The 12,649-nt window shown below is 70.9% G+C and carries 13 protein-coding genes; 1 reads left to right on the top strand and 12 read right to left on the bottom strand.

Going from position 1 to position 12,649, the window contains the following annotated elements; genetic code table 11:
- Positions 1 to 39: 39 nt before the first annotated feature.
- The 7 genes from glyA to rpmE form a co-directional block, all read right to left on the bottom strand.
- Complete coding sequence (glyA, locus tag ACZ5UI_RS00360) at positions 40 to 1,332, bottom strand: serine hydroxymethyltransferase (RefSeq protein WP_464192998.1); 1,293 nt, start codon at positions 1,330 to 1,332, stop codon at positions 40 to 42.
- Positions 1,329 to 1,928: a GNAT family N-acetyltransferase gene (locus ACZ5UI_RS00355; protein ID WP_464192996.1), complete on the bottom strand. Its 600-nt coding sequence runs from the start codon at positions 1,926 to 1,928 to the stop codon at positions 1,329 to 1,331. Before ACZ5UI_RS00355 ends, glyA begins: the two co-directional genes overlap by 4 nt.
- Positions 1,925 to 2,545, bottom strand: coding sequence for an L-threonylcarbamoyladenylate synthase (locus ACZ5UI_RS00350; protein WP_464192994.1), 621 nt, complete (start codon positions 2,543 to 2,545; stop codon positions 1,925 to 1,927). Before ACZ5UI_RS00350 ends, ACZ5UI_RS00355 begins: the two co-directional genes overlap by 4 nt.
- Entirely contained in the window at positions 2,539 to 3,351 is an 813-nt protein-coding gene (gene prmC, locus ACZ5UI_RS00345) for a peptide chain release factor N(5)-glutamine methyltransferase (RefSeq protein WP_464192991.1), read from the bottom strand. Before prmC ends, ACZ5UI_RS00350 begins: the two co-directional genes overlap by 7 nt.
- Positions 3,348 to 4,394, bottom strand: coding sequence for a peptide chain release factor 1 (gene prfA / locus ACZ5UI_RS00340; protein WP_464192989.1), 1,047 nt, complete (start codon positions 4,392 to 4,394; stop codon positions 3,348 to 3,350). Before prfA ends, prmC begins: the two co-directional genes overlap by 4 nt.
- Positions 4,395 to 4,472: 78 nt before the next feature.
- Positions 4,473 to 5,771, bottom strand: coding sequence for a hypothetical protein (locus ACZ5UI_RS00335; protein ID WP_464192986.1), 1,299 nt, complete (start codon positions 5,769 to 5,771; stop codon positions 4,473 to 4,475).
- A 139-nt stretch (positions 5,772 to 5,910) separates the two neighbouring features.
- Positions 5,911 to 6,135: a 50S ribosomal protein L31 gene (gene rpmE / locus ACZ5UI_RS00330; protein WP_464192984.1), complete on the bottom strand. Its 225-nt coding sequence runs from the start codon at positions 6,133 to 6,135 to the stop codon at positions 5,911 to 5,913.
- 68 nt (positions 6,136 to 6,203) lie between these two features.
- Between rpmE and ACZ5UI_RS00325 the strand changes: the two genes are divergently transcribed.
- Positions 6,204 to 7,220 carry a GGDEF domain-containing protein gene (locus ACZ5UI_RS00325; RefSeq protein ID WP_464192982.1) on the top strand — a complete coding sequence of 339 codons (1,017 nt, stop codon included), beginning with the start codon at positions 6,204 to 6,206 and terminating at the stop codon, positions 7,218 to 7,220.
- On the opposite strand, the gene ACZ5UI_RS00320 is transcribed toward ACZ5UI_RS00325, so the two are convergent.
- The 5 genes from ACZ5UI_RS00320 to ACZ5UI_RS00300 are packed head-to-tail and all read right to left on the bottom strand — an operon-like array spanning position 7,213 to position 12,606.
- Entirely contained in the window at positions 7,213 to 7,947 is a 735-nt protein-coding gene (locus ACZ5UI_RS00320) for a CARDB domain-containing protein (protein ID WP_464192980.1), read from the bottom strand. The two genes, ACZ5UI_RS00325 and ACZ5UI_RS00320, sit on opposite strands and share 8 nt — an antisense overlap.
- A gap of 50 nt (positions 7,948 to 7,997) precedes the next feature.
- Positions 7,998 to 9,110, bottom strand: a complete 1,113-nt coding sequence (locus tag ACZ5UI_RS00315; RefSeq protein WP_464192978.1) for a hypothetical protein — start codon at positions 9,108 to 9,110, stop codon at positions 7,998 to 8,000.
- Position 9,111: 1 nt separating this feature from the next.
- Positions 9,112 to 10,848, bottom strand: a complete 1,737-nt coding sequence (locus ACZ5UI_RS00310) for an electron transfer flavoprotein-ubiquinone oxidoreductase (protein ID WP_464192976.1) — start codon at positions 10,846 to 10,848, stop codon at positions 9,112 to 9,114.
- Between the two features lie 5 nt (positions 10,849 to 10,853).
- Positions 10,854 to 11,831 carry an electron transfer flavoprotein subunit alpha/FixB family protein gene (locus ACZ5UI_RS00305; RefSeq protein ID WP_464192974.1) on the bottom strand — a complete coding sequence of 326 codons (978 nt, stop codon included), beginning with the start codon at positions 11,829 to 11,831 and terminating at the stop codon, positions 10,854 to 10,856.
- 1 nt (position 11,832) lies between these two features.
- Positions 11,833 to 12,606, bottom strand: a complete 774-nt coding sequence (locus ACZ5UI_RS00300) for an electron transfer flavoprotein subunit beta/FixA family protein (RefSeq protein WP_464192972.1) — start codon at positions 12,604 to 12,606, stop codon at positions 11,833 to 11,835.
- Positions 12,607 to 12,649 lie beyond the last annotated feature (43 nt).

The raw sequence follows: 12,649 nt of genomic DNA, 5'->3' as shown, positions 1-12,649 counted from the left end.
GCCGGCGCGCAGCATCGCACGCGCCGACGCTGGCTCAGGTCAGACGGCGGCGGGCGCGGTCAGGTGCTCGTAGAGCGGGTAGCGCTCGACGATCGCCTGGACGCGCTCGGCCAGCTCGCCGCGACGCGCCTCGAACTCGGGCGTGAGCGCGGTGGCCATCACCTGGCCGACCTCGATGAAGTCGTCGGTCTGCAGGCCGCGGGTGGCCAGCGCCGGCGTCCCGACGCGCAGCCCGCTGGTGACCATCGGCGGGCGCGGATCGAACGGCACCGCGTTGCGATTGACCGTGATCCCGATCCCGTGCAGGCGATCCTCGGCCTGCTGGCCATCCAGCTCGGACTCGCGCAGATCGACCAACGCCAGATGCACATCGGTGCCGCCGGTCAACACGTTGACCCCGTGACCGGCCGCCATCAGCTCGCCCGCCAGCGCCTTCGCGCCGTCCAGCGTGCGCTGCTGGCGCTCCTTGAACGCATCCGAGCCAGCGATCTTCAAGGCCACCGCCTTGGCCGCGATCACGTGCTCCAACGGGCCGCCCTGCTGACCGGGGAACACGGCCGAGTCGATCTTCTTCTGGTACTCCTCGCGGCACAGGATCATCCCCGACCGCGGGCCGCCCAGCGTCTTGTGGATCGTCGTGGTGACGACGTCGGCGTAGGGCACCGGCGACGGATGCAGGCCAGCGGCCACCAGGCCCGCGAAGTGGGCCATGTCGACGAACAGCAGCGCCCCGACCTCGTCGGCGATCTCGCGGAAGGCGGCGAAGTCCAGCTGACGCGGATAGGCCGACCAACCCGCCACGATCATCTTCGGCCGATGCTCGCGGGCCAACGCGGCGACCTGCTCCATGTCGATCCGGCTGGTCTCGCGATCGACCTCGTAGGCGGCGATGTCATACAGCCGCCCCGACACGTTGATCTTCATGCCGTGCGTGAGATGCCCGCCGTGGGCCAGACTCAGGCCCAGCAGCGTGTCACCGGGCTGCAGCAGCGCGTGGTAGACGGCCGTGTTGGCCTGCGCGCCCGCATGTGGCTGCACGTTGGCGTGCTCGGCCCCGAACAAGGCCTTGGCCCGATCGATCGCCAACTGCTCGGCGATGTCGACGAACTCGCACCCGCCGTAATAGCGCCGGCCCGGATACCCCTCGGCGTACTTGTTCGTCAGCACGCTTCCCTGGCACTCCAACACCGCCTCGGGCACGAAGTTCTCAGAAGCGATCATCTCCAGCGTCGACTGCTGGCGATGCAGCTCCTTGGCCAACACGTCCGCGATCTCAGGATCGACGTCGGCCAGGGGGCGATTGAAGAAGTCGGTCGGCAGGTCGGAGCTCACGAATCCACGGTACCAGCGGGATGGGCGTCCAGCCGGGCTCGCAGGCCCTGGCGAACGTCGGGCCACTCGTCGTCGAGGATCGAGAACCACGCGGTGTCGCGCACGCCCACGCCCGGGCGGATCATGTGCTTGCGGTGGACGCCCTCGAACTGGGCGCCGAGCGCGGTGATCGCGGCGCGCGAGCGCGCGTTGGACGCGTGCGTCTTGAGCTCGACGCGGATGCACCCCAGCGTGTCGAACGCGTGGGTGAGCATCAGCAGCTTGGCCTCGACGTTGATGCCGGTCCGCTGCGCCGCGGGGTGCAGCCAGGTGCCGCCGATCTCCACGCCGCGGTCGGCCGGCCGGTAGGCCAGGAACGAGGTCGAGCCGACGACCGCGCCGGTGACCGCGTTGACCGTCGCGTAGGCACCGGTGTCCGGCGTGGTCGTCGCCGACGCGTACCAGTCCTCGAACCACTCCCCCAGCGGCGTGTACATCCAGCGATACGTCTCGGGCGCGTCGGCGGCCAGCGCCTTCAGCGCCGCCTGGTGTTGCGGGCCCAGCGGCTCCAGGCGCGTGCGCGGGCCGGCCAGGGGCGGGTTGAGCGCCGGCGTCACAGCCCGGCCAGCGCGTCGGCCACCACGTCGCGGGGGACGGCGCCCTGACGGACGATCTCCCACTCGCCCCCGGAGGCGAAGGCGCGCAGGTCGATGACGGTCGAGGCGGTGCCCTGCAGCTCGCCGCCGTCGAGCACCAGGTCGGCGCCCGCGCGGACGACCGGATCGACGTCGGCCAGGCGGTGGGCCTCGGGCTGGCCGGCCAGGTTGGCCGACGACTGCAGGATCGGCCAGCGCACGGCGCGCAACGCGGACGCTTCGGGCGGCAGCGCGGGCACGCGCAGGCCGAGCGTGGCCGGATCGTCGCCGCAGGCCAGCGCGAAGCGGTGGGCCGGGTTGTGCAGCAGCAGCGTCACCGCGCCGGGCAGGAGCGCCTCCAGGGCCGAGCGCTCGCGCTCGACCAGCTCGGGCAGGGAGGCGAACGCGAGATCCAGCGAGAACAGCAGCACGGCCGACGGCTTGGACAGCGCGCGGCCCTTGAGCGCGTACAGGCGCTCGACCGCGTCCTCGGTGCTCGGGTCGCAGGCCAGGCCGTACACGGTGTCGGCCGGGAACACGGCGATCCCGCCCACGGCCATGCAGCGTTCGAAGGTGGCGGCGTCGTCGGCGGTCAGCATCCGATCGTCACCCGTTCCAACCCGGCCAGGTCGCGCTCGGTGCGCACGTCGGGCCAGCCGGCCAGCCGCAGCAGCAGCCGCACCGCGTCGCCCTGCTCCGCGCCGTGTTCGAAGGCCACCCAGGGCACCTGCGCCGCCGCGGCCTGGTCGACGACGCGGCGGATCAGGTCCAGCCCGTCGTCGCCGGAGAACAGCGCCAGCGCCGGTTCGTGGCGCGTGATCTCCGGGGCCAGCGACGCGCCGGCTTCGACGTAGGGCAGGTTGGCCACGATGCCGTCCCATTCGCCGTCGGGCAGCCCGTCGGCCTGCACCCACACGACTTCTTCACGCACCCGCGCGCCGTTGGCCCGCGCGACGGCCAGCGCGTCGGGCGAGATGTCGGCGCCGACCACGGTCAGATCCGGCCGCTCGTCGGCCAGCGCCAGCGCGACCGCGCCGCTGCCCGTGCCGATGTCGACGACGCGCGCACCTGCGGGCAGCGCGGCGAGCGCCACCTCGACGAGCAGCTCGGTCTCCGGGCGCGGGATCAGCACGCGCCCGTCGACCGCCAGGTCCAGCCGCCGGAAGCCCTTGCTGCCCAGCAGGTAGGCGACCGGCTCGCGCTCGACCGCGCGACGGCGCACCAGGTCCTGGAAGCGCCGCACCGCGGGCCCCTTGACCTGCAGGTCGCGGTCGACGTACAGCGCGGTCCGCTCGACACCGAGCGCGTCGGCCAGCAGCAACTCGGCGTCCAGGCGCGGCGAGTCGACGCCCGCCGCGGTCAACGCCACGAGCGCCGAGTCGATGGCATCGCGGACCGCGGTCAACGCGTGGCCTGTGCCTCGAGGGCGCGGCGCTTCTCGTCGGCTTGCAGCGCGGCCGTGAAGTCGTCGAGCTCGCCCTCGAGCACGGCCTCGAGGTTGTGCTGGGTGAGCTTGATGCGATGGTCGGTGACGCGCCGCTCGCCGTAGTTGTAGGTGCGGATCTTCTCCGCGCGCTCCCCGGTGCCGACCTGCGAGCGGCGGTCGGCCGACAGCGCGGCCTGCTGCTCGGCCTGGGCGGCCTCGTACAGGCGCGCGCGCAGCACGCGCATCGCCTTCTCGCGGTTCTGCAGCTGGCTCTTCTCGTCCTGCATCGAGACGACGATGCCGCTGGGCTTGTGCGTGATGCGCACCGCCGAGTCGGTCGTGTTGACCGACTGGCCGCCCGGCCCCGAGGAGCGGTAGACGTCGACCTGGAGGTCGTTGGGATCGACCTCGACCTCGACCTCCTCGGCCTCCGGCAGCACCGCGACGGTCGCGGTGGAGGTGTGGATGCGGCCCTGGGACTCGGTCACCGGCACGCGCTGGACGCGGTGGGTGCCGCCCTCGAACTTGAAGACCGAGTAGGCGCCGTCGCCGTTGATGGCGAAGGTCGACTCCCCGTCGCTGGCGTCGAGCACCTCGACCTTCCAGCCCAGGCGCTCGGCGTACTTCTGCAGCATCCGGGACACGTCGCCGGCCCACAGACCGGCCTCCTCGCCGCCCGCGCCGCCGCGCACCTCGACGATCACGTTCTTGTCGTCGTTGGGGTCGCGCTCGGCCATGGCCAGGCGGATCTCCTCCTCGAGCTCCTCGATGCGCGACTCGGCGGTCGACAGCATCTCGCGGACCTCGGGGTCCTCGCTCTCGGCCAGCAGCTCGCGCGCACCAGCGGCGTCGTCGACCGCCCGCCGCCACTCACCGGCCAGCTCGTTGGCCGGCTGCAGGCGGCGGTACTCGCGCCCGACCTCGGCGTAGCGCTTGCGGTCCCCGATCACCTCGGGGTCCACGACCTGGCCCTCCAGGTCCGCGAAGCGCACTTCGATCTGCTCGACGAGCGACTCGATCACAGAGCCGAGTCTAGGACCGCGCCGGTCGCGCGTCGGCGCCGCCTGTTCGGCGGCGCCGCAAGCGCATGCGCGATACCGCTACTTGGAGAACAGGGCGTCGCCGCCCGCGCTCTGGATCAGCAGCCAGCTCCCGGCCGCGGAGGTCGGCCAGGCCGGGAACTCGCCCCAGGCCCGATCGTCGACCGCGGTCGAGGCGCCCAGCGGACCCGTGGTGCCGCCGTTCGTCGTGCCGGCGATGCCGAGCACCGCGGTGTCGGCCCCCACGGCGGGCAGGGCCATGGCCAGGCCGAGCCGGTGGTAGGCCCAGTCGGCCTGGACGGTGCCCTCGCTCCAGATGATGTTCGGCGAGTTGGAGCCCGCGAACGGCTTGTAGCCGCTCCACAGGGTCGCGCCCACGGTGCGGGGGGACTGGTAGAGGTTGCTGGCCATCCAGCTGCCCACCTGGGTCGCGCGCCCGTCGCCGCGCAGCAGCAGGAAGATCGACCCGAGGGTCTGCGTGTCGAGCGGGATGCGGGAGTCGTTCAGACCCTGGACGAAGTACGCCTGCGCCCCGGCCTGCACGAGCAGCTTGGAGGTGATCGCGTTGGCGGCCGTGTTGTAGGCGGTGTTCAGCGCCGTGCCGGTGATGCCGTTGGCGATCGTCTTGGAGCCGAACTCCTGGTAGGCGGAGCGGAAGAACTCGCTCATCAGGATGTTGTGCTGGGTCGAGACCCACTGCACGTCCGGGCCGCCGAGCACGAGGCCGTCGGTGCGGCGGGACTTCAGCAGGTAGTCGGCCAGGCCGGCGATCAGGTTGTCGTAGCTGCCGGACCCGTACTTGTCGCGGTAGGCGACGGCGGCGATGCCCACCCAGGCCAGCGCGTTGGAGCGGATCTGCCCCGAGCCGGCGCCGGTCTTGACGTCGTAGGAGAAGGCCAGCGACCCGTCGCTGAGCTGCAGCGCCTTGAGCTGGTCGAGCAGCTGCGTGGCCTGGCTCTTGTAGCCCAGGTCGGTGAACGCGAGCACGGCCAGCGCGTTGTCGTAGGTCCACGACAGGTTGGCCAGGCGGTTGTAGGACGCGTCGCTCGTCGGGATGTCGAACGAACGCACGAGCGCGAGCCCGGACGTGGACGACGCGGCGGCCCGGGCCACCAGGCTGTCCTGGGTGCGGCGCTTCTTCGTGGCCTTCGAGGCGGTGGCCACCGGTCCGACCTGGCTGGCCAGCCACGCGGCCAGCGGGTTGTCGGGAGCGGGCTCGCTCTGATCGCGAGGCCAGGCCTTGGAGACGTGGCCTCCATGGCGTTGGTTGTGCTTCTTCTTGTGGGCGGCATCGGCGGCGGCGGGCAGCAGCAAAGCGGCCAGCAGCAGCGGGACGAGCCAGTGGGAGAGGCGGCGCATGTCGACCTTCATCGACAGACCAGTTACCTGGCTGATGCCCCGGTGGACGCCTGGTTGAGTCCGCAGCCAGACAGCAGGGTCCCGGACGCGTCCGGCTCCTTACGGAGCCGGACGGGTCGGTCACATCAGAGAGTCTCGGCTAGTTGTTGCCGGCGTTGGCAGCGCGACGACGGGCAGCGCGACGGTTGAAGCGCTCCACCCGGCCGCCGGTGTCGACGAGCTTCTGTCGGCCCGTGTAGAACGGGTGGCAGTTCGAGCAGATCTCGACGTGAATCTCGGGCTGAGTCGAGCGCGTCGTGAAGTCGTTGCCGCAGGTGCAGCGAACGTGCGAGACGACGTACTCGGGGTGGATTCCGGTCTTCATCGTGCCTCTCAGTGTAGCGAGACACCATGGGTCCAGAAATCGGCCTCACCTGCCGATACAAACCTCAAATGGGGGAGGCGATCGGCCACTTCTCAGACGACCATGGTGACCCGGGTGACGTGCGCTTCTTCCAGCGCGCGCTGCTGGTCGGCGTCGTGCTAACCGTCATCTGCTGCTCGTTCATCGCGGCGTACGTCGCGCTCACCTGGTCGCAGTCCAACCGCCCGGCGATGCTGGCCGCCGCGGCCGTCTGCTCGCTCGGATCGGTGCCGCTCGTCTTCCTGCCCGCGCGCGTGGTCAAGGGCCGCTGGCGCGACGCGTTCTTCATCTCCTGGAGCGCGGCGATCATCGTCGTCGTCGCCGTGTTCGTCGCCCTCGACGGCGGGCTGGGCGAGAGCCCGCTGGTGGCGATCTTCTTCCTGCCGCTGATCTTCGCCACGCTGGCCTACCCGCTGATGCCGATGCTCGTCGTGGCCGGCGCGATCCTGCTGACCTTCGTGACCATGGGCATCGTCGAGCACGACGACGCGGCCGAGACGTTCGCCTTCGCCTGCGCGCTGACCGCCGCGGCCGTGATGTGCGCGACGATCTCGCGCCTGTACCACCGCCAGCGCGACGAGCTGGCGCGCGTCTCGCGGGCGGACCCCCTGACCGACTGCCTCAACCGGCGCGGCTTCCAGGAGCGCTTGGAGGGCGAGCTGGCCGACGCCGCGCGCCACGACCACAGCGTCTCGCTGATCGTCATCGATCTGGACGGCTTCAAGGCGGTCAACGACCGCGACGGCCACGCCGCCGGCGACGCGCTGCTGTGCTGGACCGTGCAGCAGATCACCGACTCGGTCCGCCCGCTGGATGCCGTCGGGCGCCTGGGCGGCGACGAGTTCGCGGTCGTGCTGCCCGGCACGCAGGGCGACGAGGCCCCGGACGTCGCTCGCCGGATCGAGCTGGCGCTGGCCGGGCGCACCGCGGCGTCCACGGGCCTGGCCACCTACCCCGTCGACGGCTCCAACGCCGCCGAGCTGCACGCCTACGCCGACGCCCGCCTGTACGAGGCCAAGCGCGGCGTCCAGGCCGCGCTCAGGTAGGGCAGGCCACCGTCAGGACGTTGTCGCGCTCGTCCTCCTCGGACACGCGACCGTCGGGATCGACCTCGAAGCGCAGCACGTCGCCCGCCGCGCAGCGCGGCGCGGTGAACGTGACGGCCTGCGTGGCCCCCGCGCTCAGACCGGTGACGGTGACCGGCGTGCGGTCCTCGTTGCCGATGCGCAGCCCGACGTCGAACGCGCCGGCGTCGGCCCGGCCGTCGTTGCGCACGGGCACCGTGTACCGCTGCACGCCGGGCTGGCCCGACGACGTCGTGGTCAGGTCGCCCAGTGCGAGATCGGGCACCGGCGCCAGGCGGCAGACGCTGCTCCAGCGCCGGACCGTGGTGACCTCGCCGTCGGCCGCGGTCCAGCGGAAGGTCATCCGCGCCTTGTAGTCGGTCGCGGCGGCCAGGTCGGGCAGGAAGGTTCGCGGGCCGTACTTGTAGAGCGCGACGGCCTTGCGCGAGACCGACTCGTCGCCCAGCGCCTCGCGCTTGAACGCGGACTGGCCGGCGGCCCGGGTGTAGAGCTCGAAGTCGATGGCCATCGTCTTCGCCCCGTCGACGCCGTCCATCTGCCCGGAGAACGTCACGCCGAGCTGCTTCTTCGGTCCGGTCGGCCCGCATTGGTCGACGGAGACCGTGGCCGATGGGGTCGTCGCGGCCTGCGCGGCGGCGGGGGCGGCCAGCGCGACGCTGGCCAGGAGGAGGGCGAAGGAACGGCGCATTGCCCTCCACACAACAGTCGAGCGCGCGAAAGGTTGCGTCGTTTCGCGCGCTATGGCGCGAACAACACGGTGCCGCCGCCCTGCAGGATCAGCAGCCAGCTGGCCGGCGCCGAGGCGGGCCAGTCAGGAAAATCGCCGTAGCGGCGGGAGCTGGAGCCGGGCAGCGCCCCGGGCGGGCCGACCGTGCCGCCCTTGGTGCGGGCGACGATCGCGGCCACCGCGGCGTCGGTGCGCTCCTTCACACCCGCCGCCGCGATGCCCTGGCGCTGGAGCATCCAGGCCACCTGCAGCGTGCCCTCGGTCCAGGCGATGTTCGGGCTGCCCGCCTGCAGCGTCGGGTACGGGCGGTAGCCGGTGCCGCCCCAGTACTTGTCCCCCACGAAGAAGTTGACGAAGGGCCACGGGTTCTCGAAGTTGTGCGGGCGCAGCCACAGGAACATCGAGCCGAAGGTCTGCGCGTCCAGCGGCAGGTCCTCGTCGCCGATGCCCTGGATGAAGAACCGGCCGATCCCGTGGTAGTTCTGCACCGGCGGCCCGCGGAAGAACTCCTTCATGATCGCCGCGGCGGCCTTCTCGTAGGCCTCGGTGCGGCCGTCGGAGCGGAAGAACTCGGCCATCAGCAGGTTCTGCTGGGCTGATGTCCACTGCACCTCGGGGCCGCCGGGCACCAGGCCGTCGGGCCGGCGCGACTTGATCAGGTAGTCGGCCAGGCCGTCGATCAGCTTGTCGTGGGCGGTGCTGCCGGTGGCGCGCCGGTAGGCCACGGCGGCGATGCCCACCCAGGCCAGCGCGTTCATGCGGATGTGGTTCGAGCCCACACCCGTCTTCGTGTCGTAGGAGAAGTCCAACGCGCCGGTCTTCTGCTGCAGCGCCTGCAGCTGGTCCAGCAGGGCGGCGGCGGGCCGGTACTCCTTCTGCTGCGTGAAGGCGAGGATGGCCAGCGCGTTGTCGTAGGTGAAGCTGCGGTTGGCCAGCCGCGCGTAGGCCGGGTCGTCGCGCGGGATGTCGAACGACCGCACGAGCTCCAGCTCCTTGGCGCTCGACCTGACCGGCCCGACCTGGTCCTCCAGGAACGTGGTCAGGCCCGCGGCGTGCGTCGCCGCGGGCGCGCCGAGCAGTGCCGCGCCGAGAACCAGCAGAACCCCGGCGCGGCGTCTGATCAACTCAGGTGACCTGGTAGAGCGGCCCGTCGCCGCCCTCGGGCACGGTCAGGCGCCCGCCCTTGGCCGTGATCGCGCCGCACTGCACGCAGTTGGTGTAGTTGACGACCACGTCGACGTTGCCGTGCTCCGGCGCGTCGTCGGGGATCTCGTACACGCCGGCGGGGCACATCCACTTCCACGTCTCGGCCACCTCGCGGGGCACGCTCTTCTGCACGCGGATGTGGTTCGGGGCGTCGTCGCGGGTCGCGTTGCCGGTGATGAACACCGACGAGAGCTTGTCGAACGTGTACTTGCCGTCGGGCTTGGGATAGCTCTTGGACGTCTTGCCGATGAACATCGGCTTGGCGTCGTTGCGATGCCAGGCCTTGCGGCCCGGGAGCTTGCCCTTGGTGGCGATCTGGACGTTGACGCCGGGACCGCCGCGCAGGAAGCCCTTCTGGAAGGGCTGGCGCGTGTTGCGCACCTCCCACAGCTCCGAGCCGATCGAGGACTCCTCGACCGCCGTCTCGTACGACGACAGGTCGTGCGAGCCGCGCTTGATGGCGTCGTAGATCGCCTCGCCGGCCAGGATGCCCGACTTGATGCAGTGGTGGACGCCCTTCAGCGCCACCGTGTCGACCATGCCGCCCGAGTCGCCGACCAGCAGCGCGCCCGGCATCGACAGCTTGGGCATCGACCAGTAGCCGCCGCCTGGCAGGGCCTTGGCGCCCCAGGCGACGCGCTCGCCGCCCTCGAGGATCTTGCGCACGAGCGGGTGCAGCTTGAACTGCTGCAGCAGGTCGTGGGCCGACGTGGTCGCGTCGGCGTACTCGAGATCCACGACGAAGCCGATCGAGACGAGGTCCTCGCCCTTGGCGTTCTTCATCGGGTAGATCCAGGTGCCGCCGATCTGGCCGTACTTGGCGCTGATCTTCAGCGGCCACGGGCCGATCGTGTGGATCAGGCGATCCAGCGGCTGGGCGACCTTCCAGACCTCCTTGACGCCGAGCTCCCAGACCTGCGGCTCCCGGTTGTCGCCCAGGTCGAACTCGCGGATCGCCGCGCCGGTCAGCGAGCCCCAGCAGCCCTCGGCCAGCACGGTGTGCTGGGCGGTGACGTCGGTGCCGGGCTCGAAGTTGCCCAGCGGCTGACCGTCCTTGCCGCGTCCCTTGTCGCCGGTGCGCACGCCGCGCACGACGCCGTCGGTGATCAGCAGCTGCGTCGCCGAGGTCTCGGTCAGGACGTAGGCCCCGCCCTCCTCGGCCAGCCCCTGCTGCCAGCGGGCCAGCGCCGAGACCGAGACGACCTCGTTGCCGTGGTTCTTGAACGGCGGCGGGGGTGGGATGCGCAGCGAGATCTTCGAGGTCGGCGTCATGTAGACCGCCTCCTTGTGGACCTCGCCGAACGCCCAGCCCGCCTCGCGCCACTGCTCGCGGGTGTAGTCGGGGTACAGCTCCAGCAGCGGGCCCGGGCGCACGACGGCGCCCGACAGGTTGTGGCCGCCGCACACCTTCGCCTTCTCGATCACGGCCACCGGGACCTCCCCGAGACGTTCCATCGTCTCGGGGTCGTCACCCAGCAGCTGGAGCAGGCGGTTCGCCGTGGCCAGCCCGGCCGTACCGCCGCCGACGATCGCCACGCCGACGTCGATGCGCTCCTCCTCGTCATCGAGCTCACGCTTGATGAACTCGTTGGGGGAGTCGACCGGCGGCGGGTAGGCCGCCGGCGACACGGCGCCGTTGCCGTTATGGCCGGCCACGTCGATCAGCTCCCCTTCTTGGCCTTCACGGCCTCGATCAGCTTGGGAACGATCTTGTTCAGGTCGCCCACGATGCCCAGGTCGGAGAACTCGAAGATCGGGGCGTTGGAGTCCTTGTTGATCGCCACGATGTTCTCCGAGGCCTGCATGCCGACCTTGTGCTGGATCGCGCCGGAGATGCCCGCCGCCAGGTACAGCTTCGGCGCGACGGTCTTGCCCGTCTGGCCGATCTGCGCGGCGTAGGGGTACCAGCCGGCGTCGACCACCGCGCGGGTGGCGGCGACGGCGCTGTTGCCACCGAACGCGTCGGCCAGCTCCTGGAGCTGATCGAAGCCCTCGGCCTTGCCCAGGCCACGGCCGCCGGCGATGAGGACGTTGGCGCCCTCGATGTCGACGTCGGCGCCGCGCTGCTCGCCCCGCTGGACGATCTTGGCCTTGGTCGACCAGGGCGACAGCTCGACCGTGACGTTCTCGACCGTGGCGGTGCCGTCGGCCGAGGCGGGCAGGTCGAACGCGTTGAGGCGGCCGATGATGATGCCCTTGTCCTTGTAGCGGGACTCGGAGATCGACGAGTCGCCCAGGATCGGGCGCTCGGCGACGAGCTTGCCGTTCTCGACGTTGACGGCGGTGACCTCCATCGTCACGCCGGCGCCCAGGCGCGCGGCCAGGCCGGCGCCGATCTCGAAGCCGAGCAGGCCGCCGCCGAAGATGGCGTAGTCGTGGCCGTTGTCGGTCATGACCTTGGCCATGGCGTCGACGACCGGCTGGGCCAGGCCCTCGGGGGCCTCGACCTTGAACACCTTCGTCGCGCCGTAGCCGCCGAGGGTGGCGGCCAGGTCGTCGGCGATGCCCTCACCGACGACGATCGCGTGGGCCTCGGTGCCCAGCTCGCCGGCCAGCTTGGACGCTTCGGCGATCGCGCCGAGCGAGTTCTTGTTGAAGGCGCCCTCGTAGTGGAGCGCGTAGACGAGGATTCCCGCCATCTCAGATCAGCTTCCTCTCGTCGAGCCAAGCGACGATCTTCTCGACCGTCTCGTTGGTGTCCTCGTCCTCGATGATCAGGCCCGCGGACTTGGCCGGCGGCGCCTTGAAGGAGCCGCACTCGACCTGGGAGCCGGCGGTGCCGACCTTGCCGGTGTCGATGTCGACATCGCCGGTGGCCAGCGCGTCCAGCGGCTTCTTCTTCGCGCCCATGATCGCCTTCAGCGACGGGTAGCGCGGCTCGTTGATCGCGTCGCCCACCGAGATCACGGCGGGGAGGTCGACCTGGACGGTGTCGTACCCGTACTCGGCCTGGCGCTCGCAGCGCAGGCCGCCGTCGACCACGTCGATCTTGATGACCTGGGTCAGCGACGGCGCCTGCAGGTGATCGGCCACGACGGCGCCGATCGTGTAGCACTCGCCGTCATCGGACTGCTGGCCCAGGAGGACGAGGTCCGGGTTCTCGCGCTTGAGCGTCTGGGCCAGCGCGTAGCCGGTGGCGGCCACGTCGGACCCGGCGAGCGCGTCGTCGGACAGGTGGACGGAGCGGTCGGCACCCAGGGACACGGCCTTGTGCAGCGCTCGGACGGCGGAGTCGGGACCCATGGTCACCGCGATGATCTCGTCGACCTGAAGCTCCCCACCCTCCTTCAGCTGCATCGCCGCCTCGATGGCGTGCGTGTCGTACGGGTTGAGGTTCTTCTCGCCGCTGCGATCAAGGCGACCCGTGGACGGGTCGATGCGCTTGGTCACCGCCGCGTCAGGCACCTCCTTCACCAGGACGCAAATCTTCACTTTCAGGCCTCCTCAGGCATACGGA

It is taken from the genome of Conexibacter sp. JCM 18997, assembly GCF_055391915.1.
This window is presented reverse-complemented; position numbering and strand designations above follow the sequence as displayed.

Coding starts and splice junctions, on each gene's coding strand:
- ACZ5UI_RS00305 (WP_464192974.1), bottom strand. CDS start 11,831: ATGGCGGGAATCCTCGTCTACGCGCTCCACTACGAGGGCGCCTTCAAC.
- ACZ5UI_RS00335 (WP_464192986.1), bottom strand. CDS start 5,771: ATGCGCCGCCTCTCCCACTGGCTCGTCCCGCTGCTGCTGGCCGCTTTG.
- ACZ5UI_RS00350 (WP_464192994.1), bottom strand. CDS start 2,545: ATGCTGACCGCCGACGACGCCGCCACCTTCGAACGCTGCATGGCCGTG.
- ACZ5UI_RS00320 (WP_464192980.1), bottom strand. CDS start 7,947: ATGCGCCGTTCCTTCGCCCTCCTCCTGGCCAGCGTCGCGCTGGCCGCC.
- ACZ5UI_RS00325 (WP_464192982.1), top strand. CDS start 6,204: ATGGGGGAGGCGATCGGCCACTTCTCAGACGACCATGGTGACCCGGGT.
- rpmE (WP_464192984.1), bottom strand. CDS start 6,135: ATGAAGACCGGAATCCACCCCGAGTACGTCGTCTCGCACGTTCGCTGC.